Annotated in this window: 21 protein-coding genes and 1 riboswitch; of the genes, 6 read left to right on the forward strand and 15 right to left on the reverse strand. The window is 64.3% G+C overall.

Features of this window, described 5'->3' with window-relative positions:
- The first annotated feature begins 130 nt into the window (after positions 1–130).
- From O3299_RS25960 to O3299_RS25970, 3 genes are all read left to right on the forward strand, one after another.
- Positions 131–526: a hypothetical protein gene (locus O3299_RS25960; protein ID WP_070278239.1), complete on the forward strand. Its 396-nt coding sequence runs from the start codon at positions 131–133 to the stop codon at positions 524–526.
- Positions 527–609: 83 nt separating this feature from the next.
- Positions 610–1,566: a homoserine kinase gene (locus tag O3299_RS25965; protein WP_251351019.1), complete on the forward strand. Its 957-nt coding sequence runs from the start codon at positions 610–612 to the stop codon at positions 1,564–1,566.
- A gap of 2 nt (positions 1,567–1,568) precedes the next feature.
- A complete protein-coding gene (locus tag O3299_RS25970) occupies positions 1,569–2,360 on the forward strand; it encodes a BPSS1780 family membrane protein (protein ID WP_034784808.1) in 792 nt (263 codons plus the stop codon).
- Between the two features lie 64 nt (positions 2,361–2,424).
- On the opposite strand, the gene O3299_RS25975 is transcribed toward O3299_RS25970, so the two are convergent.
- On the reverse strand, positions 2,425–4,734 hold the full coding sequence (locus O3299_RS25975) for a UvrD-helicase domain-containing protein (protein WP_099665494.1): 2,310 nt from the start codon (positions 4,732–4,734) through the stop codon (positions 2,425–2,427).
- Positions 4,735–4,849: 115 nt separating this feature from the next.
- Here O3299_RS25975 and O3299_RS25980 point away from each other — a divergent pair, with 115 nt between their 5' ends.
- Positions 4,850–5,122: a hypothetical protein gene (locus tag O3299_RS25980; protein ID WP_305063520.1), complete on the forward strand. Its 273-nt coding sequence runs from the start codon at positions 4,850–4,852 to the stop codon at positions 5,120–5,122.
- Positions 5,119–5,643 carry a GNAT family N-acetyltransferase gene (locus O3299_RS25985; RefSeq protein ID WP_305054574.1) on the forward strand — a complete coding sequence of 175 codons (525 nt, stop codon included), beginning with the start codon at positions 5,119–5,121 and terminating at the stop codon, positions 5,641–5,643. The genes O3299_RS25980 and O3299_RS25985 overlap by 4 nt, the downstream gene beginning before the upstream one ends.
- 13 nt (positions 5,644–5,656) lie before the next feature.
- Here the strand turns inward: O3299_RS25985 and O3299_RS25990 are convergent, their stop codons facing one another.
- From O3299_RS25990 to O3299_RS26045, 12 genes are all read right to left on the reverse strand, one after another.
- Positions 5,657–6,511: a hypothetical protein gene (locus O3299_RS25990; RefSeq protein WP_305054573.1), complete on the reverse strand. Its 855-nt coding sequence runs from the start codon at positions 6,509–6,511 to the stop codon at positions 5,657–5,659.
- A gap of 190 nt (positions 6,512–6,701) precedes the next feature.
- Complete coding sequence (locus O3299_RS25995) at positions 6,702–7,808, reverse strand: S-(hydroxymethyl)glutathione dehydrogenase/class III alcohol dehydrogenase (RefSeq protein ID WP_034749160.1); 1,107 nt, start codon at positions 7,806–7,808, stop codon at positions 6,702–6,704.
- A 113-nt stretch (positions 7,809–7,921) separates the two neighbouring features.
- The gene (locus tag O3299_RS26000; protein WP_034749164.1) at positions 7,922–8,554 is read right to left on the reverse strand and encodes an ANTAR domain-containing response regulator; all 633 of its coding nucleotides are present in this window, start codon (positions 8,552–8,554) and stop codon (positions 7,922–7,924) included.
- A 67-nt stretch (positions 8,555–8,621) separates the two neighbouring features.
- On the reverse strand, positions 8,622–9,257 hold the full coding sequence (gene thiE, locus O3299_RS26005) for a thiamine phosphate synthase (RefSeq protein WP_305063521.1): 636 nt from the start codon (positions 9,255–9,257) through the stop codon (positions 8,622–8,624).
- A 10-nt stretch (positions 9,258–9,267) separates the two neighbouring features.
- A complete protein-coding gene (locus tag O3299_RS26010) occupies positions 9,268–10,032 on the reverse strand; it encodes a hydroxymethylpyrimidine/phosphomethylpyrimidine kinase (protein WP_305063522.1) in 765 nt (254 codons plus the stop codon).
- Positions 10,032–10,826 (reverse strand): thiazole synthase, encoded by a 795-nt coding sequence (locus O3299_RS26015; RefSeq protein WP_305063523.1) that lies wholly within the window; start codon positions 10,824–10,826, stop codon positions 10,032–10,034. Before O3299_RS26015 ends, O3299_RS26010 begins: the two co-directional genes overlap by 1 nt.
- A gap of 25 nt (positions 10,827–10,851) precedes the next feature.
- On the reverse strand, positions 10,852–11,055 hold the full coding sequence (gene thiS, locus O3299_RS26020) for a sulfur carrier protein ThiS (RefSeq protein ID WP_099668244.1): 204 nt from the start codon (positions 11,053–11,055) through the stop codon (positions 10,852–10,854).
- Positions 11,056–11,075: 20 nt separating this feature from the next.
- The gene (thiC, locus tag O3299_RS26025) at positions 11,076–12,989 is read right to left on the reverse strand and encodes a phosphomethylpyrimidine synthase ThiC (RefSeq protein ID WP_099665500.1); all 1,914 of its coding nucleotides are present in this window, start codon (positions 12,987–12,989) and stop codon (positions 11,076–11,078) included.
- 79 nt (positions 12,990–13,068) lie between these two features.
- Positions 13,069–13,184, reverse strand: a riboswitch (TPP riboswitch).
- 108 nt (positions 13,185–13,292) lie between these two features.
- The gene (locus O3299_RS26030; RefSeq protein WP_077399591.1) at positions 13,293–13,547 is read right to left on the reverse strand and encodes a hypothetical protein; all 255 of its coding nucleotides are present in this window, start codon (positions 13,545–13,547) and stop codon (positions 13,293–13,295) included.
- A gap of 38 nt (positions 13,548–13,585) precedes the next feature.
- A complete protein-coding gene (locus O3299_RS26035) occupies positions 13,586–14,392 on the reverse strand; it encodes a response regulator (RefSeq protein ID WP_099665502.1) in 807 nt (268 codons plus the stop codon).
- Between the two features lie 28 nt (positions 14,393–14,420).
- Positions 14,421–16,325 carry an ATP-binding protein gene (locus O3299_RS26040; RefSeq protein ID WP_305054568.1) on the reverse strand — a complete coding sequence of 635 codons (1,905 nt, stop codon included), beginning with the start codon at positions 16,323–16,325 and terminating at the stop codon, positions 14,421–14,423.
- A 49-nt stretch (positions 16,326–16,374) separates the two neighbouring features.
- Entirely contained in the window at positions 16,375–17,115 is a 741-nt protein-coding gene (locus O3299_RS26045; RefSeq protein WP_305054567.1) for a Crp/Fnr family transcriptional regulator, read from the reverse strand.
- A gap of 237 nt (positions 17,116–17,352) precedes the next feature.
- Between O3299_RS26045 and O3299_RS26050 the strand changes: the two genes are divergently transcribed.
- On the forward strand, positions 17,353–19,437 hold the full coding sequence (locus tag O3299_RS26050) for a bifunctional diguanylate cyclase/phosphodiesterase (RefSeq protein ID WP_251351010.1): 2,085 nt from the start codon (positions 17,353–17,355) through the stop codon (positions 19,435–19,437).
- Here the strand turns inward: O3299_RS26050 and O3299_RS26055 are convergent.
- Positions 19,434–20,483 (reverse strand): porin, encoded by a 1,050-nt coding sequence (locus O3299_RS26055; RefSeq protein ID WP_305063524.1) that lies wholly within the window; start codon positions 20,481–20,483, stop codon positions 19,434–19,436. The two genes, O3299_RS26050 and O3299_RS26055, sit on opposite strands and share 4 nt — an antisense overlap.
- A 488-nt stretch (positions 20,484–20,971) precedes the next feature.
- Positions 20,972–24,787: an ankyrin repeat domain-containing protein gene (locus tag O3299_RS26060; protein WP_305063525.1), complete on the reverse strand. Its 3,816-nt coding sequence runs from the start codon at positions 24,785–24,787 to the stop codon at positions 20,972–20,974.
- Positions 24,788–24,840 lie beyond the last annotated feature (53 nt).

The following is a 24,840-nucleotide window of genomic DNA, read 5'->3' on the forward strand; positions in this document are numbered from 1 at the left end:
GCCATTTCGGCACATTAATCAGCCGTATTAAACAGCATTGCCTACCAGTTTGTTACAATGCCTTATAGATAAATTGACGGCATTACACTACTGCACGCGCTGCAGTCCCTCACATGGAAGCGAACCCATCATGATGCGTACATCGACACTCTGGACATTCCTCGCCCTGCCCCTGCTGGCATGTTCGGCCATCGCCAGCGCCCAGACGCCGGCCAAACCGAGCGACGCGCCGCCACAACTGGAACGCATCGAGGAAATGGGCGAAGCGCCCATCACCGTGGCGCCGGCCGCGGCCAAGCAGCAGATTACCGAAAAACGCGAAGCGGGCGTGACGTCCGAAGTGAAAGTGACGAGCGGCGGCAGCACCTATTACATGAAGCCGGCCGCCGGCGGCGACCAGGCCCACAGCGGCGCCCTGCGCGGCCCGCAATGGAAAGTACTGGAATTTGATCTGGGCAAGAAGAAACAGAAACAACGCGACGAAGAGGCCGCGGACGCGCCAGCGCCGCCCGCACCAGCGAAGTAAGCAGCCACTCTCTTCTGCCCTGCCCCGGCCACCTGCGGGGCAGCCGGCTTTTTTTGACCTTTTAGACCATTCCTCTCTTTCCCATGGCAGTTTTTACCGCGCTACACCTGGACGATATCGGCCAGTGGATCACGCAATTTCCACTCGGCAAACCTCTGGCGCTCAAGGGCATCGCGTCCGGCATCGAGAACAGCAATTTCTTCCTGAGCACGGAGCGCGGCGAGTATGTGCTGACGATCTTTGAAAACCTCAGCTTCGAACAATTGCCGTTTTATCTGCAACTGATGCGCCATTTGGCGGACCGGGGCGTACTGGTGCCGGCGCCGATCGCCAATGCGGACGGCGAACTGGTGACGGCCTTGCAAGGCAAGCCGGCCGCCATCGTCAGCAAACTCGACGGCAGCTCGCAGATGGCGCCGCAAGCCGTGCATTGCGCGGCCGTGGGCGCCATGCTGGCGAAGATGCACCTGGCGGCGCAGGATTTCCCCCTGCAACAGCCGAATCTGCGGGGCCTGGACTGGTGGAACACCACCACGCCGCTCGTCCTGCACCACCTCGACGATGCCAAAGCCCATTTGCTGCGCGCGGAAATCCACTTCCAGGACGCCTTTGCTGCCTGCGATACCTATAAAGCCATCCCGCGCGGTCCCGTGCATGCCGACTTGTTCCGCAACAATGTCATGTTTGACGGCGAACAACTGACGGGCTTTTTCGACTTTTACTTTGCCGGCTGCGACACCTGGCTGTTCGACGTGGCCGTCACCGTCAACGACTGGTGCGTGGACCTGGCCACGGGCGTGCTCGACACGGCAAGAGTGCGCGCCCTGCTCGACGCCTACCAGGCCGTGCGTCCGTTTACGCATGAAGAACAGACGGCATGGCAACCGATGCTGCGCGCCGCCGCGCTGCGCTTCTGGCTGTCGCGCCTGTACGATTATTACCAGCCGCGCGAAGCGGAAATGCTGACCCCGCACGATCCCACGCATTTCGAACGCATTCTGCGCGAACGTATCGCCACACCTGCTCCGGAACTGTTTTAAACATGGAAAAATTACCTGCAAGTACAGGTTGGCAATGGGTGAAACAAGGCTTCGCCCTGTTTCGCAAGCAACCTGGCGGCATGTCGATGCTGTTTCTCGGCTATATGTTCTGCATGCTGGCCGTCAGCATCGTGCCCGTGCTCGGCCAGATGCTGCCCGTCATCCTCGTCCCCGTGTTTTCCGTCGCCTTCGTGCAAGGCTGCCTGAACATCGACCAGGGCAAGCGCGTCTTGCCCAGCCTGTTGATCTCGGGCTTCCGCAAGCCGGCCTTTCCTTCCCTGTTCGGCCTGGGCGTGCTGTACATCCTGATGGCCATCGTGGCCATCGGCGCCTCGACTTTGGTGGACGACGGCTTGCTGTGGCAACTGGTCACGGGGCAATTGACGGAAGAAGCGGCGCGCACCGCCATCCCCGAATCGCGCCTGGGCCTCGGCATCCTGCTGGCCATCGTGCTGTACGTGCCGGCCGCCATGGCCTTCTGCTTTGCCGCACCGCTGATCTACTGGAAACAAACCGGGCTGGGCAAGGCGCTGTTCTTCAGCTTTTTCGCCGTCTGGCGTTCGCTGTCGGCCTTCATCGTCTTCGCCGCCACCTGGTTCGCCATCAGCGTCGTCACCAGCCAGTTGCTGGCCGTCATCTTTGGCCGCACGCCGCTGATGATGCAACTGATGATGCCGCTGTCGATGATCTTGACCATCATCATGCATTGCTCGTTCTACGCCGCCTACCGCCAGATCTTCGGCTTGCCCGTCGATGAGAGCAAGACGGTGTCGCTGGACAAGCCCAACGACTGATTTTCACGCCGCATGAAAAAAGGGCAGCCTGCGCAGGCTGCCCTTTTTTATGGCCGCTCGTGTCTCAACGCCCCAATCGCTCCAGCTTGGCGATGCCCAGGTCGAGCACCTTCATGCCGTGCTGGCCGAAGTTGATTTGCGCGCGCGCATTGCCGCCGCCGCCTTCGATATTGACGATCACGCCTTCGCCGAACTTGGCGTGCGCCACCGATTCGCCGATGCGCCAGCCGCCACCCGTGGCTTTTTGCGCGATCTTTTGCGCAATCGCATTGTCCGAACCCAGGCTGGCCAGCTTCGGCGCCTCGTCCCAGGCCGACTTGCGGTTGCCGAACCAGTTCGCCTGCACCTTCGGCGACAGCCATTTCAGCGATTCTTCCGGCAATTCGTCGAAGAAGCGCGACTTCATGTTGTAGCGCGTCTGGCCGTGCAGCATGCGCGTCTGCGAAAAGCTCATATATAAGCGCTTGCGCGCGCGCGTGATAGCCACGTACATGAGCCGGCGTTCCTCTTCCACGCCGTTGTCTTCCTTCGAGCTGCTTTCGTGCGGGAACAGGCCCTCTTCCAGGCCGGTAATGAAGACGTTGTCGAATTCCAGGCCCTTGGCCGAGTGCACCGTCATCATCTGCAGCGCATCCTGGCCCGCCTGCGCCTGGTTGTCGCCCGCTTCCAGCGACGCGTGCGACAGGAAGGCGGAGAGCGGCGACATCACGGCCGGCAGCGGCGCGTCCGCATCCAGGATTTCGATGCCATCCTGGTTGACGACGGGCGCGCCCGACTGCGCCTGGGCCGCTGGCCCCAAATGCGCGGGTGCGCCCTGGCCAAAACCTTCTTCGGAAATGAACTGGCTGGCCGCGCTGACCATCTGCTCCAGGTTCTCGATGCGGTCGGCACCTTCCTTTTCATTCTGATAATGTTGCAGCAAGGTACTCGCTTCCAGCACCACTCTGACCATTTCCGGCAAGGACAATTGCTGCGTTTCGAAACGCACGCCTTCGATCAGCTTGACGAAGCCGGCCAGCACGCTGCCCGCCTTGCCGGCCACGTACGGCACGGCCGCATACAGCGAAATGCCGTACTGTTCCGACGCGGCCTGCAATTGCTCGATCGAGCGCATGCCGATGCCCCGCGTGGGGAAATTGACCACGCGCAAGAAGGCCGAATCGTTGTGCGGATTGTCCATCAATTGCAAATAGGCAATCGCGTGCTTGACCTCGGCGCGCTGGAAGTAGCGCTGGCCGCCATACACGTGGTACGGAATGGCGGCCGAGAACAGCGCGTGTTCGATCACGCGCGACTGCGCATTCGAGCGGTACAAGATGGCGATTTCACTGCGCGACGCGCCATCGGCGATCAGGCTTTTCGCCTCTTCGATGATCCATTGCGCTTCCTGCAAGTCGGAACTGGCTTCATACACACGCACCTGCTCGCCATGGCCCGCGTCCGTGCGCAGATTCTTGCCCAGGCGCTTGCTATTGTTCGCGATCAATACGTTGGCGCTGTCGAGGATGTGGCCATGCGAGCGGTAGTTCTGCTCCAGCTTGATCAAGTTCTTCACCTGGAACTCATGCTCGAAGGCACTCATGTTGCCCACGTTGGCGCCGCGGAACGCATAGATGCTCTGGTCATCGTCGCCGACGGCAAACAGGGCGCCGCCATCGCGGCTGCCGTGGCCGGCCAGCAATTTGAGCCAGTTGTATTGCAGGTTGTTCGTATCCTGGAACTCGTCCACCAAAATATGGCGGAAGCGCGCCTGGTAGTGTTCGCGCAAGGGCTGGTTGCGGCTGAGCAATTCATACGTGCGCAGCAGCAATTCCGCGAAGTCGACGACGCCTTCGCGCTGGCACTGGTCGTCGTACAGCTGGTACAGCTCGACCATCTTGCGCTCGTGCGCGTCGTACGCTTCCACATCCGTGGCGCGCAAGCCCTGGTCCTTGGCGTTGTTGATGAAATACATCACCGTCTTCGGCGGGAATTTTTCATCATCGATATTGTTTGCCTTCAACAAACGCTTGATCACGGACAATTGATCCTGGGAATCGAGGATCTGGAAGGTCTGCGGCAAGGCTGCGTCGCGGTAATGCGTGCGCAGCAAGCGGTTGCACAGGCCGTGGAAGGTGCCGATCCACATGCCGCGCGTGTTAATCGGCAGCATGGCCGACAGGCGCGTGAGCATTTCCTTGGCGGCTTTGTTGGTAAACGTCACGGCCAGGATGCCGGGCGGCGATACCTGCTGGGTCTGGATCAGCCACGCGATGCGGGTGGTCAGCACGCGGGTCTTGCCCGAACCGGCGCCCGCCAGGATCAACGCATGCTGCGCCGGCAAGGTGACGGCAGCCAATTGTTCGGGATTGAGGTTGTGAAGAAGATTTTGCATGCCGTGATTATACCGGCATGGCTAAAAATACTGTGCATTTGTCCAGCGGTCACGCCGGATTCGCCGCGTGCGCGCTACAATCGGCACCACTGCACAGCCGATGGAAACAACGCCCATGACACCTCCCAGCCACCTCGACGGCGCCCGCGTACTGGCCTGGGCCTGGTCCGACTTGCCTTTCGGCCATGTTGCCGCTGAAGATGGCGCCGCCCCCATCGCCATCCACGGCCTGGCCGTGTGCCGCTACAGGGACGAGGCGCAAGTCTACCGTTTCAGCTGCGACGCGCGCTGGGACACGGTGCAGGATGACGCATATGCCAGCGAGGACGACGCCAGGCAGTTGCCGGCGCAATACCGCACCGTGACCGCCGCGTGGCATACGCCGTGAAGTACGCCATCCGCACAGCCGGCAGCGCCGACCTGCCCCTGCTGGCCCAGGTCGAGCGCAGCGCCGCGGCCCTGTTTGCGCAGGCCGGCCCCGGACTGGCGTGGCTGGCGCAGGGAGAACCCTTACCATTGAGCACCTTACAGGCGCTGCAGCGCGAGGGCGGCGTATGGGTGGCCGCCGATGGGCACGCTGAGCCGGCAGGCTTCCTGGCCGCCGAACCGCTCGACGGGCAACTGTTCATCGTGGAATTGTCCGTTGCCCTGCCGCATCAACGGCAGGGCGTGGGCGCGCGCTTGCTCGACGCGGCAGCGGCCCATGCCCGGGCGCAGGGCTGCGCCGGCCTGACGCTCAGCACGTATCGCCACCTGCCATGGAACGCACCCTACTATGCGCGCCATGGTTTCAGCGAAATCGGGGCCGCGGCGCTGGGCGCAGGCCACGCGCTCAAGCTGGCGCGCGAAGCGCAGGACGGACACGATCCGGCGCTGCGCTGCCTGATGCGCAAGCCACTGGCCTGCTAATTGAGCACATCCTTCAGCGCACCAGCTTGGCCTTGCCTTCGCTGAGCGCCTGGGCGATCACCTGGCGCGTGGTCTTGTCCGCGATCTTGACGACTTTTTCCTGCTGGCGGCCCAGGTCGCCCATTTGCTTGCCCAGCGCTTCCATCGGCTTGCCGCGCTGCTCCATCTGGCGCGACATCTGCTCCATTTTCTCGGCCTCGCGCTCGTGTACGTCGGCGATGCGGTCGTTGATCTCTTCCATTTTGTCCTGCGCATCTTCCATCTGCTGCTGCAGGCCTTCCACGTCGCGCTCGGCCGCGCGGCGCGCCGTGTCGCTCGTCGCCAGCGCCTGGCGGCGCGAGGCGTCGCCGAGCTTGCGGCCCAGCTCCTGCTGCTGGCGGCCCAGCACGCGCAACTGTTCCGATTCGCGCGCGCTGCCTTTTTCTAGGCTGCGGGCGCCCATCTTGCGGCCCATTTCACCCATGGCCTTGCCATGCGCGCCCATTTGATCGCCAAGCGCGCTCATCTCCTTGCCCAGCTGTCTCGAGGGTTCCCATGCCGTGCGCACCTTGCCCAGCAAGGCCGCATCCTGCAGCACATAGGCCTGCCCCTGATCGCGGAACCACAGGAACGGCCCCTTGATCGAGCGCTTGAGTTTTTCCACCTGCTCCGAGTGAATATCGCTGTCGACGACGATGACGCCCTCGCTATCCCTGGTGCCATCGACCAGCGCATAGCTTTCGCCCTTGTCGAGCGAACGGCTGACCTGCACGCTGGGCGCGGCAGGCGGGGCCGGTGGCGCGGGCGGTTGCGGCGGCTGCACGGCCAGCGCGCTGCCGCCAAGCAGGATACCGGCCAGGCTGAGGATCAAACGATGGGAAGTGGTCATGGCTGCCTCGTCGCAAAAGTAGTGGAGCGTTGACTGTAGCGGCAAGCGGACCTGGCCTCCAGCGCCGTGCGACAGGCTGCAAAAAGACCTGCCTGGATGGCAAACACGGGCGATGGATGGCATGCCGGGCAAAAAAAAACGGAGGCCGCAGCCTCCGCAAAAACGCCGTGGTACGGCGTATTTCAATTCATTAATACAGCACGACGGAGCGGATCGATTCACCGCTCTTCATCAAGTCAAAACCTTGATTGATATCATCGAGCTTCAGCCTGTGTGTGATCAAATCATCGATATTGAGCTTGCCTTCCATGTACCAGTCGACGATCTTCGGCACGTCCGTGCGGCCGCGCGCGCCGCCGAAGGCGGAACCTTTCCACACGCGCCCCGTCACCAGCTGGAACGGACGCGTGGAAATTTCCTGGCCGGCCGCCGCCACGCCGATGATGATGGACTGGCCCCAGCCCTTGTGGCAGCACTCGAGCGACTGGCGCATCGTGGTGGTGTTGCCGATGCATTCGAACGAATAGTCGGCGCCGCCGTCCGTCAGCTGCACGATGGTATCGACAACGTTTTCCACCTCGTTGGCGTTGACGAAATGCGTCATGCCGAACTTGCGCGCGATGGCCTGGCGCGCCGGGTTGATGTCCACGCCGATGATTTTGTCGGCGCCCACCATCTTCGCCGCCTGGATCACGTTCAAGCCGATGCCGCCCAGGCCGAACACGACCACGTTGGCGCCCGCCTCGACCTTGGCCGTAAACAGCACGGCGCCCACGCCCGTCGTCACGCCGCAACCGATGTAGCAGACCTTGTCGAAGGGCGCATCTTCGCGGATCTTCGCCAGGGCGATTTCCGGCACGACGATGTAGTTCGAGAAGGTGGAGGTGCCCATGTAGTGGAAGATGGGCTTGCCGTCGATGGAAAAGCGCGACGTCGCGTCCGGCATCAGGCCGCGGCCCTGGGTCGAGCGGATCGACTGGCACAGGTTGGTCTTTTGCGACAGGCAGAATTTGCACTGGCGGCATTCCGGCGTGTACAGGGGGATGACGTGGTCATCCTTCTTCAGGCTTTTCACGCCAGGCCCCACGTCGACGACGATGCCGGCGCCTTCATGGCCGAGGATGGATGGGAAGATGCCTTCCGGATCGGCGCCCGACAGGGTGTAGTAATCGGTGTGGCAAATGCCGGTGGCCTTGATCTCGACCAGTACCTCGCCCTCGCGCGGGCCGGCCAGGTCGACTTCCTCGATGGTCAAAGGCGCGCCCGCCTTCCATGCAATCGCTGCTTTGGTTTTCATGTGTGTCCTGTGTATGGTTGAACCAGGCGCGCCAGCGCGCCGTATCGTCACATCATAACAAGGCAGGCGCCGACATGCCACGCCGGCGCCGGTGCAACGCTTACTTGAAACTCTTACTTGGTTTTCGCGCGATTCAAAAAGGCGCCGTGCAAGCCGTTCAGGGTTTCCTCGGCCAGCAGCAGCTGGCTGGCGATTTCATTGATCTTGCGGCGGCTGGAGCGGGCGTGGTCGCGCAGCACTTCGAACGCCGTGTTGCGGTCCGTCTGGAACTTGCCCATCAGCAAACCGACGGCCAGGCTCGTTTCCCGGCCGGCGGCCAGGGCCGCGTTCAGGTTCAGCTCGGTGCGGCGCAGCTGGCGGATTTCATCGGCGCGCGCCAGGCCCGCTTCGAACGCCGGCATCAAGCGGCCTTCGTCGACGGGTTTGACGACATAGCCGACGGCGCCGTAGGCGGCCGCCTGCTTGCCCGATTCGCTGTCGCCGCTGCCGGACAGGAACATGAATGGCACGGCCGTTTCGCCGTGCAGGCGCTTGGCCAGTTCCAGGCCGGACATGCCCGGCATGTGGATGTCGAGCAAGGCCAGGTCAGGCTCGCGCTGGGCGATCAGCTGCAGCGCCACTTCGGCCGAATGGGCCAGGGCCGTCTCGTAGCCGGCATGGCGCAGGACTTCGCCAAGGAATTCCAACAGGAGCTGGTCATCGTCAACGATCAGGATAAGGCGTTTCGCGGCGGCTGGCTGACTCATGGGTAAAGGGACCTCGGTAATGAATGATGCCCTTATTATATGCCGATTATCCGCCAAATCCGCCCCCTCACGCCTCCCCGGCCTGCGCAAACAGCAGATTGAATTGCTGCACTGCAATATCCACATCGTCCGCCTGAGATCCCTTCCCAAATACGCTGCTGATCGCCGCCACCATGTCGGCCCCGCGCGCCACCAGCGGCGCCGCGTTCTCCGGCGTCATGCCGCCGATCACCACGCAGGGCAAGGCGATTTCGCGTTTCGCCTGCAGCACGATATCCAGGGGCGTCGTCACCGGATACTTTTTCACCAGCGATGGATAAAAGCCGCCGAAGGCCACGTAGCTGGCGCCGCCCTCTGCTGCCGTGCGCGCCAGGGCCATGTCGCCATAGCACGAAGCGCCGACGAGCTTGTCCTTGCCCAAGCGCGCGCGTACCTGCGCCACGGACGCGTCCGTGCCGCCCACGTGCACGCCGTCCGCGTCCAGCTCTTCGCACAGCTCGAGAAAATCGTTGATGATGAAAGGCACGCCATACTTGCGGGCCAGGGCCAGCAAGGCGCCCGCCTGTTCGCGCCGCTGCTCCGCGTCGGCGCTCTTGTGGCGGTATTGCAGCAGGGCCACGCCGCCATGCAAAGCCTGCTCCGTGATATCGAGCAGGCGGTCGGTGTCATCCCAGTTCGGGGTGACCAGATACAGTCCACGCATGATGTTTTCCTTATTCAATGAATCGTTGCGGCATGAGTTGACCTGGCGCAATCGCATACGCGCCGGCCAGGGCCGCATGGCAATAGGCTTGCGCCCGGTCAAGCGCTTGCGCCAGCGGCTGGCCCAATGCCAGGCGGGCCGCGATGGCCGACGCCAACGTGCAGCCGCTGCCATGAAACTCGCCGGGCAGGCGCGGCCAGCGCCACTCGCGCGCGCGCCCGTCACCGTCCAGCCAGCGGTTGACGATCTCCTCGCCGTCGCCGTGGCCGCCCGTCACCAGCACGTGTCCACAGCCTTGCGCGCGCAAGTTGTCTTCGCCGCCCAGGGCCAGCGCTTCCGGCCCGTTCGGTACGATGACGGTAGTCACGGGCAGCAAGGGCACCAGCGCCAGCACGGCGTCGTCCCGGCTGAGCACGTCGCCATGGCCGCTGGCCAGTACGGGATCGAGCACGACAGGCAAGCTTGGGCGGGACAACCGCAATTGGGCGATCAGTTGCGCGATGACGGCCGCATTCGCCGCGCTGCCGGGGATGCCGATTTTCACGGCATCGATGGCGACCTTGGCGATCAGCGCCTGCGCCTGGCGGCGCAGCAATTCCGGCGCCACGGGCTCGACAGCAAACACGCGGTCGTTGTCCTGCACCGTCAGCGCCGTGATCACGGGCAAGGCATGCGCGCCCTGCGCCGCAATCGCTAGAATATCGGCGGCGATGCCGGCGCCGCCCGACGGGTCGGCGCCGGCAAACACGAGCACGGTGGGACGCCGTCGCTCCATCACGCCAGCCGGCCCGCCATCGGCGACGAAGGCGAGGCGGCGAACTTGCGCGGCATGCGCCCCGCCAAAAACGCTTCGCGCCCGGCCCGCACGGCCAGTTTCATCGCATGCGCCATGCGCACGGGGTCGCGCGCGCCGGCAATGGCTGTATTCATCAGCACGCCATCGCAACCGAGTTCCATCGCGATGGCCGCGTCCGACGCCGTGCCCACGCCCGCATCGACGAGTACGGGCACTTTCGCCTGGTCGATGATCAAGGACAAGTTCCACGGGTTCAAGATGCCCATGCCCGAGCCGATCAGGGACGCCAGCGGCATGACGGCCACGCAGCCGATGTCTTCCAGAATCTTCGCCTGGATGGGATCGTCGCTGCAGTAGACCATCACGTCGAAGCCATCCTTGACCAGCGCTTCGGCCGCGACCAGGGTTTCCGGCATGTGCGGAAACAGCGTCTTTTCATCGCCCAGCACTTCCAGTTTCACCAGATTGCGCCCGCCCAGGAGTTCCCGCGCCAGTTGCAGGGTGTAGACGGCATCCTTGGCGTTGTAGCAGCCGGCCGTGTTCGGCAAGATCGTGTACTGCTCGGGCGGCACGAAGTCCAGCAGGCTGGGCGCGTTCGGATCTTGCCCGATATTCACCCTGCGGATCGCCACCGTGATGATCTGCGCCTCGGCCGCGTCCGTCGCTTCGCGCGTCTGCGGCAAATCCTTGTACTTGCCGCTGCCCACCAGCAGGCGCGATCGATACTGTTTGCCTGCGATGGTCAGCAGGTCGTTGTTTGTTGCGGTATGCATGTGCGTTTCCTTGTCTATTCTCAACTTAACCGCCGCCAATCGCGCGTACGATTTCCACCTGGTCTTGAATTTCCAGGACCCGGTCGTGCCACGCCTTGCGCGGCACGACGCTGCGGTTGACGGCCAGCGCCAGCGCCTGGTTCTCCAGCGACAGCGCGGCGATCAATTGGTCCAGGGTTTGCCCCGGCGGCACCTGGTGCGGCGCGCCGTTGAGCGTGATGTCGATCAATGCAGTCATCACGCCCTCCTTCAGACCTTGCGGTACAGCTCGGCGCCGTTCTTGATGAATTCGATGGCTTTCACCTCCATCCCCTGCTGCAGCGCCTTGTCTTCCGCGATGCCCATGCCGGCCGCGTATTCGCGCACTTCCTGCGTGATCTTCATCGAGCAGAAATGCGGGCCGCACATGGAGCAGAAATGCGCCACCTTGGCCGAATCCTTGGGCAAGGTTTCATCGTGGAATTCGCGCGCCTTGTCCGGGTCCAGGCCGATGTTGAACTGGTCGTCCCAGCGGAATTCGAAACGGGCTTTCGACAGCGCGTTGTCGCGGATTTGCGCGCCCGGATGGCCTTTCGCCAGGTCGGCCGCGTGCGCGGCGATCTTGTACGTGATGATGCCGTCCTTGACGTCCGCCTTGTTCGGCAAGCCCAGGTGTTCCTTCGGCGTCACGTAACACAGCATGGCCGTGCCATACCAGCCGATCATGGCCGCGCCGATGCCCGAGGTGATGTGGTCGTAGCCGGGCGCGATATCCGTCGTCAGCGGCCCCAAGGTGTAGAACGGCGCCTCGCCGCACTGTTCCAGCTGCAAGTCCATGTTTTCCTTGATCAATTGCATGGGCACGTGGCCCGGACCTTCGATCATCACTTGCACGTCGTGCTTCCAGGCAACTTGCGTCAGCTCGCCCAGGGTTTTCAATTCGCCCAGCTGCGCCTCGTCATTGGCGTCGTAGATGGAGCCGGGGCGCAAGCCGTCGCCCAGCGAGAACGACACGTCATACGCCTTCATGATTTCGCAAATTTCTTCGAAATGCGTGTAGAGGAACGATTCCTGGTGGTGCGCCAGACACCATTTCGCCATGATGGAGCCGCCGCGCGAAACGATGCCCGTCAGGCGCTTGGCTGTCATCGGCACATAGCGCAGCAGCACGCCCGCGTGGATGGTGAAGTAATCGACGCCCTGCTCGGCCTGCTCGATCAGGGTGTCGCGGAAGATTTCCCACGTCAGATCTTCCGCCTTGCCATTGACCTTTTCCAGCGCCTGGTAGATGGGCACGGTGCCGATGGGCACGGGGCTGTTGCGCACGATCCATTCGCGCGTCTCGTGGATGTGCTTGCCGGTCGACAAGTCCATCACGTTATCGCCGCCCCAGCGGATGGCCCAGGTCATCTTTTCCACTTCCTCGCCGATGGAAGACGTCACGGCGGAATTGCCGATATTCGCATTGATTTTCACCAGGAAATTGCGGCCGATAATCATCGGCTCCACTTCCGGGTGGTTGATATTGGCGGGAATGATGGCGCGACCGCGGGCGATTTCCTCGCGCACGAATTCCGGCGTGATTTCGACCGGGATGCTGGCGCCGAAGGACTGGCCCGGATGCTGGCGGCCCATCAGGTCGGCCAGGCGCTCGCCCATGGGGCCGGAAGCCTTGAGTTCGCGCAAATACTCCTGGCGGCGCATGTTTTCGCGGATGGCAACGAATTCCATTTCCGGCGTGATGATGCCCTGGCGCGCGTAATGCATCTGCGTCACGTTCTTGCCGGCGATGGCGCGGCGCGGCTTGCGGTGCAAATTGAAACGCAGCTCGGCCAGTTTCGGGTCCGCCAGGCGGGCGATGCCGTAGTCGGAGGTGGGGCCGGGCAATTCTTCCGTGTCGGCACGCTCCATGATCCATGGCAGGCGCGGCGTATCGAGGCCGGAGCGGATGTCGATATTCACGTCCGGGTCCGTGTACGGGCCGGATGTGTCATAGACGTAGATCGGCGGATTCTTTTCGCCGCCGAACGACGCTTCCGTGTCGGACTGGCTGATCTCGCGCATGGGCACGCGGATGTCGGGGCGGCTGCCTTGCACGTAGATCTTGCGCGAATTGGGCAGCGGCGCGATGGCGGCTTCGTCGACCGTGGCGGTGGCGGAAAGGAATTTCGGATTGGCGTTCATTTTGGCTCCTTGGCTAGACTATTTTTCAGCCTGGAGCCAGCTAAGGAGGTTCGGAATTGCGCACGCGGAAAAGCGGGGTGCAGTCATCCTAAAGCTTCCCTTCGCTGGCATTATCCAGATCAGGTTCGGAGGGTATTTCTCACCCGCGCTTGCACCGTGTTTCCACAGCGAAAGGCAGGACCCCTAGCGTTTGCCGCCTTGCGGCAGCGAGCCAATTATACGCGGTTCGCGCCGCGTGGCCAGATGATTTCTTGCAGGTGTCGTCTTTGCGCATCTGCTGCATTGCAACAGACGGCAGCGCGCTTATTTCTTCTTGCCCCAGCGCCAGCTGGTCGGTTCGCCCTTCAGCTGGCAGATGAAAATGAGCACGGCAACGATGGCCACTTCATAGACGATGTAGCCGACCAGCATGGTTTGCGGAGGGAACAGGAAGGCGCCGCAGGCGAACAGCGCCAGCGCGGCCAGGAACACCAGCCAGCCTTGCCAGGTGATGGGCAAGCCCCAGCCCCAGCCATAGGTCTTGGCGGGGAACCAGTAGGAGGGAGATTTGTCGGTCATGATTTTTCCTGGTCTGTATCGATGGCGCCCAGTATAAATCAGGCACTGCGATGGCGCTCCGTGACATCGAGGCCGATGCCGCGGTAGCCGATGAAGCGGCTGCCCGTGTCGAACATCGGTTCGCCGCTGACCTGCAGGTATTGCGTGCTGCCGTCGAGGTTGGCGCGGCTGTAGATAAAGTCGAGAAACGGTTCCCGTGCGGCAATCTTGGCGTCGAGCAAGGCACGCTCGGCCGCGTTCCAGCGCTGCGGCTCTTCCTCGCTGCCGATGCCCAGCATTTCAGCCACGGGGCCGGAAAAGCGCGTCAGGTTGCCCTGCGCATCCTGTTCCCAGTACCAGTCGGACGACAGTTCCGTGAAACGCTGGAAGCGCGCTTCGCTTTCGCGCAACTCCGCCGTGCGCACTTCCACCATCTGTTCCAGCGACTTGTTGTATTCGGCCAGCTTCTGGTACAGCAATCGCACTTCCAGCATGTTGTGGATGCGCGTCTTGACTTCCACCAGGTCGAAGGGCTTGCTGACGAAATCCTTGGCGCCCGCCTGCAGCGCGCGCAGCTTGTGGCCCGGCTGGGCCGTGATCACCAGCACGGGCAGATAGCTGCCCGCCTCGAGGTCGCGCAAGCCTTCCATGACCTCGAAACCATCCATTTCCGGCATCTGCAAGTCGAGCAGGATCAGGTCGTAGCGGTGCTGCTGGTGCAGCGCGCGCACGGCTTGCGGGTCCATGGTGGAGGTGATGCGCGTATAGCCGGCATTGCGCAGCACCTGTTCCAGCAGCATGACGTTGGCCTCCTGGTCATCGACGATGAGGATGCTGGCGTTCAGGATCTCGGTGGCTTGAAGCATGGCGGTATTCCTAAAAATAAATGCTGAATTAGCGTACTGCATGAGTGTCGTCGGCCAGGCCGTGCGCGGCCGCATAATGCAGGGCCACGTCGAGCGCATCCATGAATTCGACGACCTTGATCGGCTTGGTCAGGTAGCGGAAGAAGCCCGCTTCCAGGCCCTTTTCGATGTCGCGCGGCACAGCGTTGGCCGACAGGGCCATCACGGGAATATGTTTCGTGAGCGGATCGTCGTGCAGGATATGCAGGGCGCCATAGCCGCTGATGCCGGGCAGGTTGATATCCATCAAGATCACGTCCGGCTGATACGTGCGCGCCAGGTCGATGCCCAGGTGCGCATCGATGGCCGTCAGCAGCTTCAAGTCGCTGCGGCGGGCGATCAATTGCTCGACCAGCGCCAGGTTCGCGGGATTGTCTTCCACGTACAGCAAGGTGCGCTGGCTTTCCTGCGCTTCCTGCGCCTGCGGCAGCGCATCGCCGTCGCCCAGCATCAGTGCCGGCGCGCTGCTGGCGGCCAGCTCGAACCAGAAGGTGGTGCCCACGCCCACCGTGCTGTCGACGCCGATGGCGCCGCCCATCAGCTCGACCAGCTGCTTGGTGACGACGAGGCCGATGCCCGTGCCCTCTTCCGTGCTGTTTTCCTGTCCCAGGCGGTTGAAAGGCTGGAACAGCTGCGCCACCTGCCCCGCATCGAGGCCGGCGCCGCTGTCGCGCACGCTGACGCGCACCTTGGCGCCGCGCTGGCTGCAGTCGACGGTGACGGAACCGCCGCCCTGGTTGTATTTGATGGCGTTCGACAACAGGTTGATCATCACCTGTTTCACGCGCGTGCGGTCCGCATGCACGAAGTAGGCTTCGCCGCAGCGGGGGAAATGCAGGCTGATGCCGCGCTTTTCCGCCTGCGGCGCGATCATCGCCTGGCAATCCTGCAGCACGTCGAGCAGCGACATCGCTTCCTGCGACAACGTCACCTTGCCCGATTCGATCATGGCCAGGTCGAGGATTTCATTGATCAAGCGCAAGAGATACCAGCCTCCCTTGAGGATCTGTTCGATCGAGCGCTGCTGCGGCACGGTGGGCGGCGGCACGTCGGACGCCATCAGCTGCGCAAAGCCCAGCACGGCATTCAGGGGCGTGCGCAATTCGTGGCTCATGCTCGACAGGAATTCGGACTTGGCGCGGTTGGCCTTTTCCGCCACCAGGCGCGCCTTCTTCAGCTCGGCATTGTTGGTTTCGACGAGCGAGCGCGTGTACGCCTGCTGTTCGCGCAGGCGCTGGTCCAGCAGCGCCTGTTCCGCCTCGACCTGCTTGCGTGCCGTATTGTCGGTGCCGATCAGCAAGTAGCCGATGACCTTGCTCTGCGCATCGCGCAAGGCCGTCACGGAAACGATGGCGGGGAAGCGGCTGCCATCGTTGCGGATGTAGGTCAGTTCATAGATGTCTTCGATGCCGCGCGTGGCCTTGAAGACGAGCGCTTCCACGCCGGGCGTGATGACGGTGTCGAGTTCGGCGCTGAGGGCGGCCGCGCGCGCGACGATTTCTTGCGCATCGGAAATGCCAGCCGGCGTCAGCTTGTCCACCACGTCGCTCGCCGCATAACCGAGCATGCGTTCGGCGCCCACATTGAAAATCTGGATCACGCCCTGCGCATCGGTGGCGATGCACGAGAAATTGGCGCTGTTGAAGATCGCATCCTGCAAGGCGCCCGCCTTGAGCAGTTGGCGCGGCAGGCTGGCCGCCACCGTGCGCCGGTACAGCGCCACGAGCAGCATCAGCAGCAAGAAGACCAGCGCGTCGATGACGCAAGCCGTCTCGAACGGCGCGCGCCAGGCCAGCACGCCGACGGCCAGCAGCGCGACGGCGCTGAAGGAAAACGCCAGCGCCATGGGCCAGCGCGACGGTGCGCGCGGGGGAATGTTTTCGACAGATTGCATGAGGTAGCCCGGGCTATGACAACGATAAGAATACGAGGCAGTGCGGTCTTCAGGAAGACTGGCGCTGGCGCACGTCCGACAGCAGGCGCGCAAATTCCTTTTTGACCACGCCATAGCATTCGCACACATGGCCTTCGAGGCCGGCGCGGTCCAGCACGGAAATATGGCCGCGCCGGTAGCTGATGAAGCCGTGCTGCTGCAGGCGCCCGGCCGCTTCCGTCACGCCTTCGCGGCGCACGCCCAGCATGTTGGCGATCAACTCCTGCGTCATGGTCAGCTCGCGGTTCGGCAAGCGGTCCATGGTCAGCAGCAGCCAGCGGCACAGCTGCTGCTCCACCGTATGGTGGCGGTTGCACACGGCCGTCTGCGACATTTGCGTGATCAGCGCCTGCGTATAGCGCAGCAGCAAGCGCATGACGGGCCCCGCGCGGTCGAACTCTTCCATCAGCAAATGGGCCTTCAGCCGGTAGCCGACGCCGCCCGTCTGCACGACGGCGCGGCTCGGTGTCGAGTTGCCGCCCATAAACAGCGACACGCCCACGACGCCTTCATTGCCGACACCGGCAATTTCCGACGAACCGCCATTTTCCAGCAGGTAATGAATGGAAACGATGGCCGTGGTGGGGAAATACACATGCTGCAGCTTGTCGCCCGAATCGTAGATCACGTCGCCGAGCAGCATCGACACTTGCTCCAGGTACGGGGCCAGGCGCGCGAAATCGGCGTCGAGCATGGCGGCAAGCAAATGGTTTTGATTCGGGTTGTGCAGCTGGGCATGCGGACTCGACATGGGCAGGTTTCCTGGTTTCCAGTCGTCAGCTAGGGGATCGATGAAAGGCGTCCGAACGAGGGCCGCCATGTGGTGCAGCGTAACACAGCGCTGGCACGGTGCCCCGACTATATTTCTTGCCGGCATGGCCGTCCGTTCGGTAGCGAACGGACGGTATTTCGCCGCCCGCCCTACAGTCAGTCACTGCCCGGCCTGCCTGATCATGGATCGGCACCGGCGCTGCCACGGGACGTCACCATGCAATCATTCTTCAAGCGCATCTCCATTTCCGTTTCCACTTCGGCCCTGCTCACCCTGGCGTTCGGACTGTGTCTGACGGCCCTGTGCTACGCCTCGGCGCGCCAGATCGAGTCGGAAAGCACCCGGCTGCTGCTGCAGTACCACGCCAGCGCACACACCTTGGGCGCCGCCCTGCTGCCGGCCAAAGGCATGGGCCTGGACGCCAACCACCGCGGCTCGCTGTATGTGCTGCTGGGCGGTTTGCTGTCGAGCCTGCTGGCGGCCGCGTATGTGTATCAGCTGGTGTCGCGCAATTCCGTGATTGCCCGCATCACGGGCGAACGCACGGCGGCGCTGCAGTTTGCCAATTTGCGCCTGTCCGAAGACATCGCCGCGCGCATGCACAATGAAAAGTCGCTGCGGCTGCGCGAACGCATCATCGAAGTGTCGGCCAATGCCATCATCCTGTGCAGCGCCGACGCGCCCGGCTACCTGATCGAATACGTCAACCCCGCCTTCGAACGCATCACCGGCTATGCGGCCGGCGAAGTCATCGGCCAGCGTCTGGAAGACTTGCAAGGTCCGGAGCAAGGGCGGCAAGACATGCACGCCATTACGGCGGCCCTGCGCGAACAGCGCGAAGGCAAGGCCATCGTGCGCAATTTCCGCAAGGATGGCAGCTGCTACTGGAGCGAGCTGTTCGTCGCTCCCGTGCGCGACGATGGCGATGGCCCCGTCAGCCACTTTGTCGTAGCGCAATACGACATCAGCACCGTCATGCGTTTCGAACAGGAACTGGAATTCCAGGCCAGGCACGATATCCTGACGGGCCTGGCCAACCGGGCCCTGCTGCGCGAAAGGCTGGAGCAGGCGATGGCCGTGACGCGGCGCAGCGGCCTGCCCCTGTGGGTGGTTTTCATCGACCTCGACCGCTTTAAATTCGTCAACGATACCCTGGGCCACGATGCGGGCGACCTGGTGCTGAAAAGCGTGGCCGAGCGCCTGCGCGACGCGACGCGCGAAGTCGACACCGTGGCGCGCCTGGGCGGCGACGAATTCGTGCTGCTGCTGCCCCAGCACGGCAATGGCGAACCGGGCGTGGCCATCCTGCAGCGCATCCAGGACGCCGTGACGCAACCGTTGCAACTGGGCGAATATGAATTTTTCCTCAGCTGCTGCATGGGCGTGGCCGTGTATCCCGACGATGGCGACGATGCCGACACGCTGATCAAGCACGCCGACATCGCCATGTACCGCGCGAAGGAACAGGGACGGGGCCACTGGCAATTCTATGCCGCGAGCATGAATACGGGCACCCTGGAACGGCTGGGACTGGAGAGCGAGCTGCGCCACGCCCTGGAGCGGGGGCAATTCCACCTCGAATACCAGCCCCAGCTGGACCTGGCCAGCGGCACGGTGGTGGGCATGGAAGCGCTGCTGCGCTGGACCCACCCGCAGCTGGGACGGATTCCGCCGGCCAGCTTCATCGGCCTGGCCGAGGAAATGGGCTTGATCACGCCCATCGGCGACTGGGTGCTGCGCACGGCATGCGCCCAGGCGCGCGCCTGGCAGCTGGCCGGCCATGGCCCGCTGCGCCTGGCCGTCAATCTGTCGGCGAGGCAATTCAAGCAAAAGAACCTGCTGCACGCGGTGGCGCAGGCGCTGGCGGACACGGGACTCGCTGCGGCCCATCTGGAACTGGAGTTGACGGAAAGCATGGTCATGCATGACGTGGAACAAGCCACGGTCATCATGGCCAAGCTGAAGGGACTGGGCGTGCAACTGTCCATCGATGACTTCGGCACCGGCTACTCCAGCCTGGCCTACCTGCGCCACTTCCCCATCGACGTATTGAAAATCGACAAAACCTTCGTCAGCGACATCACGCACAGCATGGACGACGCGGCCATCGTGCGCGCCATCATTTCACTGGCGCACAGCCTGCGCCTGAAAGTGATCGCGGAAGGCGTGGAAACGGCGCAGCAGCTGGACTTCCTGCGCCAGCACGGCTGCGACCAGATGCAGGGCTATTTGTTCAGCCGCCCCCTGGCCGCCGCCGCTTTCGAGACATTGCTGCTCGAAGGCAACATGCTGCCCGCTTAAAAAGCGTGGCGCAGGCCGATGTTGAAGGCGCGGTTGCCGCTGCCCACTTCGGTTGCATTGCCCACCATGTAGGCGGCGTCGTTGCGGTTGCGGATATGCGCGTAGGCAACATACACCTTGCTGCGCTTGGACAAGGCATACGTGGCGCCGATGGCCAGCTGCTGCGCGTCGCGGTTGGCCGCATCGCGGTCATCCTTGCGCACATACGAGGCCAGCAGGGTCGTCGCACCGAGCGGCACGGAGACGCCGACGATGGCGTCGCGGCTGTCGGTGGACTGGGCCGGCGCCTGCGCCGCGCCGTACGGATTTTCCGCAAAGAACATGCTGCTGCCATCGCCCGTGTTGCGGCCATAGCCGGCAAACGCCGTGGCCACGCCAAAGTTGTAATTGCCGGCCAGAATGGTGTTATTCACGTCGGCCTTGCCCGGCTCGCCGGCACGGCTCTGGCGCGCCAGGCGCAAGGTCAGGGGACCGTTGACATAACCCAATGCCAGGCCCAGCGAACGTTGATCTGCCGCAATCCCCGTGTGCTCGCCGGCACCATACATGACGGTGCCCGTCACGCCGCGCCATTCCGGCGAGGTGTAGCGCACGGTATTGTCGATGCGCGTGGCCGAATAGCCGGCCAGGTTGGTCGCCGCGCCGGCCAGGCCGCCCTCGAACGGATCGGCCACGTCGGTCAGCGCCTGGCTTTGCAGGTTGTACTGGCGGCCCACGGTCAGCATGCCCAACGGGCTGTCGATGCCGACAAACGCCTGGCGGCCGAACAATTGCCCCCCCTGGTCGGAGCGGCCCGAGTCGCTCAGGACGCCCGCTTCCAGCGTGAACACGGCGTGCAAGCCATTGCCCAGGGATTCCGTGCCGCGCAAGCCCAGGCGCGAGCCGGCCGATACACCGCTGGTGAGCTTGCTGACGCCGCCTTCCTGCACCAGGCCCGCATCCATCAAGCCATATAGGGTGACTGACGACTGGGCGTGGGCGGCAGGCAAGGCGCCCAGGGTGGCGATGGTCGAAACGAGGCCGACACTGATCGAGAGTTTTTTCATGCTGGTTTCCTTGTAAAGGCAAAACCAGGAAAGCGCGCGGCCATGGCGCGGCCACAGGCGTCAAGGCGCGCCGTAGTTACATGCCGTATCGAAAGACGACGGGCCAGATAACAACATTCCTGGCTAAGCTGTGGCGGCGCGGCCGATAAAGACGATGGCGCGCGGTATTCCGCCGTGAATGGTGCACCGCTGGCGGTGCGCGTGGCTCAGGCGCCCGGCCCGAAGGGGACGCGCTGAAGGTGGCTGGCATCGCGGATGCGCTGGCCTTGAGACGCGGGCGCGTGTTGGATATGAAACGTTGGTACAACCGCGTCTGCAGGCGCCGTCCGCAAGGATGAGGCAGGAGGCGCCGAGGCCGGCATTATAGCATCGGCAGCGCCTTGATCCCCGTTCTGTTGCAGTAAAACGACTCGCCAGGCCGCCAAAACACGGGCTTACGGCCCCCTCCCGATGCCGGGACGGTCGCCCTGCCCAGGCGACGGCCGCGCTTACTTCACCTTGTCGTACGACAGCATTTGCCCGTCGCGATTCCAGGCCAGCTGGCCCTCCTCTATGCCGATGACGGCGTGGAAATCGCGCATGCCCGAGCGCGGCGGATACAGCGCAAAACGCAACAGGCCTTGCCGGGCCGGCAGCGCCACCGTGGCGATGCCCGCTTCCGGATGGGACAGCACCAGATGCCGTAGCGGCCCGCCAAACGGCACCTGCCACGGCTGCTTGCCGCTGACGCCTTTGGCAAACGCGGGCGCATCGCCCAGCGCCGCCAGGCCGATATCGGCTACGGCCTCGTCGCGATACTCGACGATGATGCGGGCCGGGCCGGTGGTGGCGTCGCCCGGGCGCGGCGGCAACAACGCAAATGGCGCATCGGGCGATGCCCCATCGCCCTGCAGCAGCAACTCGCCGTCCAGCACCGACCAGCGCCCCTGCGCAGCTTGCTCATCGACGCCATACACCATCCCGTAGCTGAAACGCCCGTCGGCGCGCAGGACGATCTGCGACGCGACCTCGGTCTTGCGCCCCAGCGCATAGCGCCCCGGCAAACGCTGTTGCAGCGCCAGGTCGGCAGCCTTGTCCTTGTGTACGGGCGCGGCCGCAACTGCGGCGGGCGGCACCTGCCAGCCACCGGCCGCCAGGATGGCCAGCATGTCGTCGCGCCCCGCGGTGCGCAGCGCGCTCCAGTCCTGCGGCGCGAGTTGCCGCAGGCCGCCAGCCAGGCGCGGCAGGCGCGCGGCAAAGCGCTGGCCCAGCCAGCCGGCCAGTATGCCCCCCGGTTCGTCGGCAAAGGCGGTGATCAGGCGCGGCGCCATGGCGTGCTCGCACTGCTGCGGCGCGGCGGCAAAACCCTGCTGGAGCAGCAAGTTCCAGTACGCGTCGGATGCGTTCATGACGATGTTGACCAGGTTCGACGTATCCGGCAGGCACACCTTGTCCAGCGGCAGCGTCGAGCCGCGCGTGACGAGGGCCAGCATATCGGCGTCGAGGCTGGCGGCGGCCAGGTCCAGCGCGCTGCCCCATGCGTGCCCCGTGCTGTCATCGATCCGCGCACCGCGCGCGATGAACAGGCGCACGGCCTCGGTCTCGCCGCTGACGATGGCTTGCTCCAGCGCACTCTTCTGATTGGCGCCGCGCCAGTTCGGGTCCAGTCCCAGGTCCAGCAGACGCGGCAGCAGATCGCCGCGCCGCGCCCGCAGCGCCTGGCGCAGCACCGCCGCATCGCCCGGCGCGCGCCGCACGCCGTCGGCGCGCCGCAACATGCCGTGCTCCAGCAACAGTGGCGCCAGTGCGCGCTGCGGCGAGGCCACGGCGAGCATGGCGGCGTTATTGCTCAACTGGCTGGCCGGCAAGCCTGCCGCCAGCATCAGGCGTACCCGTTCGACGCCGGCCGCATCACGCACGGAACGCAGCGCCTCGTCCAGCGGCGACCACTTGAGGTCTGCTGGCGGCTGGCGCGCCGCGACAGCGGCCAGCAACAAGGTCAGCACCGAATTGCTTTCCGGCGTCGGCTTCAGTTTCAGCGCCGTCCGCAAGACGGGGAATTCCCCGCCCAGCGGATCGGCGCCCAAGTCCAGCAGCAGCTTGACCATTGCCGCATCGCCATTTTCGACGGCCGCGAGCAAGGGGGGACGATAGCCGTCGCTGACGACGGGCGCGCCCATCGCGGCCAGGCGGGCGACCCAGTCGGGCCGCTGGCTGCGCACGGCATGCCACAGCAGCGTCTCCGTTTCCAGGTGCAGCGTATCGAGCGTCGTCAGTTTTCTCATGTGCAACCCTTCGGCTGCGGGGCCGACTTGCACCCACGGCATGCCGGGCATCACCAACTGGCGCAGCACGTCCTCGGACGCCGGTTGGTGCTGGTACATGGCGCGCATCGCGGCATCGAGCCAGCGGTCATTGCCTTTTGCATCATGCCGGGGCACGCGCTGCTTGAGCCAGTCCAGCGCGCCGGCGTTGCCCGCTTCGGCGGCGTAGGCGTACAGCGACTTGCCCTTGTCGTCGATCTCGGGCGTGGTGCCGGTGGCCAGCATTTTATCGAGCACTTCGGTGCCGCGCGTCAGGCCCAGCAAGCGGCTCCACAGCACGTCATCGGCCTGCGGCCGTTCGGCCGGCCGCGCCGCGCCGTCTTTCGTCTTCTGTGCCTGGCGCAGCTCTGCCATGCGCTGGTCGCCCACCAGATACGGCAGGCCGGAACCCGCGTCCAGCAAGGCGACCATGTTCGCCGTACGCTCATCCGCGTCGAGCAATTCCGGCAGAGTGTCCGCAGCTTCCTGCTGCAGCGCGTATTCCAGCGGCGCCAAGGTGTCGTTTCCGGCGCCATAGTGCCGGACGTCGGCGCCATGGGCCAGCAACAGCCGCACCATCGCGGCGTTGCCATACATGGCCGCCAGGTGCAGGGGCGCGACGCTCCTGCCCCCGGTGCCTTCATCGACCGGCACGCCGCGCTGCAACAGCAGCGTCATCATGCGCAGCCTGGCCGGCAGCAGCGCGGCGTGCCGCTCGCGTTGCGCCTCGCGGTGCGCCCGCCGCTGCATCTGTTGCAGCAACTCATCGTCCAGACGCGGTTGCGCCTTCTGCCACGCCTGTTCCGCTTCGACCAGGCTGTACGCGGGCAAGATCAAGACGTGCAGCAAGGTATTCTCGCCGCTCCGGTAGGCGCCCGGCGAGGCGACGCCGGCCAGCAGCTTGCCGAAAGCGGCTTCATCGCCCTCGCTGGCGGCGTCGAACAGCGCTCGCACCTCGGGCGTCGGCGGCAGCTTGTCGCGCGCCTCGCGCACATAATGGATCACCCGTTCCATGCCGTGCACGGTAAGCTGCGGCAGCGGCATGCCCACCTTCCACGCCCGCGCCAGCCGGTCCGCCTCGGCGTTTTGCGCCGCGTTCATCGCCTTTGCCCAGCCGGCCACGGCGGCGGCGGCCCCCGCTTCCCCGCCCGCCGCCGCCAGCTGGCTCAGCATGGAAGCGAGCACATAGTCCTGCGGCACGCCCCGATCCAGGCCGTACACCGTGGCCAGCTGCAGCTGGGCCTTGGCGTTGCCGCTTTCGGCCGCCTTGCGCAGCCAGCGGGCGGCCTCCTTTTCATCCAGGCCATCTGCCCCGTTGCAGCACAGCATGCCCAGCTGGTAGGCGGCGTCCATGTCGCCGCCCTCGGCGGCGCGGCGGTACCAGTCCTGCGGCGAGCGCCGTCCCGTCTGCGACGTCGCCGGCAGGGACGCGCCGCGCTTCCAGCGGCCGGCCAGGCGCACGGCCTCGTCGACCTGGTCCGGCGACATCGCGCGGCGGCGCGCCGGCAGATACGTCTCCAGCTCGGCCGCGCCCTTCCATTTCTTGTCTTGCAGCGCCAGCAGTCTGAGCGCATACGACACCACCTTGTCGGCCGGCACGCCTTCGCCCCGTTCATACATTTGCGCCAGTTGCGCCATCGGTTCGCCGGCGCCCTGCGATGCCAGACTGCGCAGCCAGGGCAGCGCGCGCGCCGGATTGCGCAGGCTGCCCGACCAGCTCGTATACAGGGAAACCAGTGCCTCCTGCGCAACGCGATCGCCGCCCTTCGCAGCCAGCAGATACCAGCGCCCGGCTTCGGCATCGCTGCGCGCCACGTCCGCACATCGCTCCTCGCCCAGGTAGATATCGCCGAGAACCTTTTGCGCCTTGATATTGCCGCCCTGTGCCGGTCCCCGCAATTGCGCCACGGCATCGATGCAACGCCCGCGCTGGAAAGCCGCCATCCCCTCAGGAACGCCGGCGCATGCTTCCCCGGCAGCCAATCCAGCGCCGAGCACGGCCAATTGCCACAATCTCTTCATGATCTTCTGGACTTTCAAATAATGTTGCAAAGATGATAGCTTAGAAAAAATAC

Origin of the sequence: Janthinobacterium sp. SUN176 (assembly GCF_030587335.1) — a bacterium.
Taxonomy (GTDB): domain Bacteria; phylum Pseudomonadota; class Gammaproteobacteria; order Burkholderiales; family Burkholderiaceae_D; genus Janthinobacterium; species Janthinobacterium kumbetense.

Coding starts and splice junctions, on each gene's coding strand:
- O3299_RS25965 (WP_251351019.1), top strand. CDS start 610: ATGGCAGTTTTTACCGCGCTACACCTGGACGATATCGGCCAGTGGATC.
- O3299_RS25960 (WP_070278239.1), top strand. CDS start 131: ATGATGCGTACATCGACACTCTGGACATTCCTCGCCCTGCCCCTGCTG.
- O3299_RS25970 (WP_034784808.1), top strand. CDS start 1,569: ATGGAAAAATTACCTGCAAGTACAGGTTGGCAATGGGTGAAACAAGGC.
- O3299_RS26040 (WP_305054568.1), bottom strand. CDS start 16,325: ATGCAATCTGTCGAAAACATTCCCCCGCGCGCACCGTCGCGCTGGCCC.
- O3299_RS26035 (WP_099665502.1), bottom strand. CDS start 14,392: ATGCTTCAAGCCACCGAGATCCTGAACGCCAGCATCCTCATCGTCGAT.
- O3299_RS26015 (WP_305063523.1), bottom strand. CDS start 10,826: ATGCATACCGCAACAAACAACGACCTGCTGACCATCGCAGGCAAACAG.
- O3299_RS26010 (WP_305063522.1), bottom strand. CDS start 10,032: ATGGAGCGACGGCGTCCCACCGTGCTCGTGTTTGCCGGCGCCGACCCG.
- O3299_RS26055 (WP_305063524.1), bottom strand. CDS start 20,483: ATGAAAAAACTCTCGATCAGTGTCGGCCTCGTTTCGACCATCGCCACC.
- O3299_RS25990 (WP_305054573.1), bottom strand. CDS start 6,511: ATGACCACTTCCCATCGTTTGATCCTCAGCCTGGCCGGTATCCTGCTT.
- thiE (WP_305063521.1), bottom strand. CDS start 9,257: ATGCGTGGACTGTATCTGGTCACCCCGAACTGGGATGACACCGACCGC.
- thiC (WP_099665500.1), bottom strand. CDS start 12,989: ATGAACGCCAATCCGAAATTCCTTTCCGCCACCGCCACGGTCGACGAA.
- O3299_RS25980 (WP_305063520.1), top strand. CDS start 4,850: ATGACACCTCCCAGCCACCTCGACGGCGCCCGCGTACTGGCCTGGGCC.
- O3299_RS26050 (WP_251351010.1), top strand. CDS start 17,353: ATGCAATCATTCTTCAAGCGCATCTCCATTTCCGTTTCCACTTCGGCC.
- O3299_RS26030 (WP_077399591.1), bottom strand. CDS start 13,547: ATGACCGACAAATCTCCCTCCTACTGGTTCCCCGCCAAGACCTATGGC.
- O3299_RS26000 (WP_034749164.1), bottom strand. CDS start 8,554: ATGAGTCAGCCAGCCGCCGCGAAACGCCTTATCCTGATCGTTGACGAT.
- O3299_RS25975 (WP_099665494.1), bottom strand. CDS start 4,734: ATGCAAAATCTTCTTCACAACCTCAATCCCGAACAATTGGCTGCCGTC.
- O3299_RS26060 (WP_305063525.1), bottom strand. CDS start 24,787: ATGAAGAGATTGTGGCAATTGGCCGTGCTCGGCGCTGGATTGGCTGCC.
- O3299_RS25995 (WP_034749160.1), bottom strand. CDS start 7,808: ATGAAAACCAAAGCAGCGATTGCATGGAAGGCGGGCGCGCCTTTGACC.
- O3299_RS26045 (WP_305054567.1), bottom strand. CDS start 17,115: ATGTCGAGTCCGCATGCCCAGCTGCACAACCCGAATCAAAACCATTTG.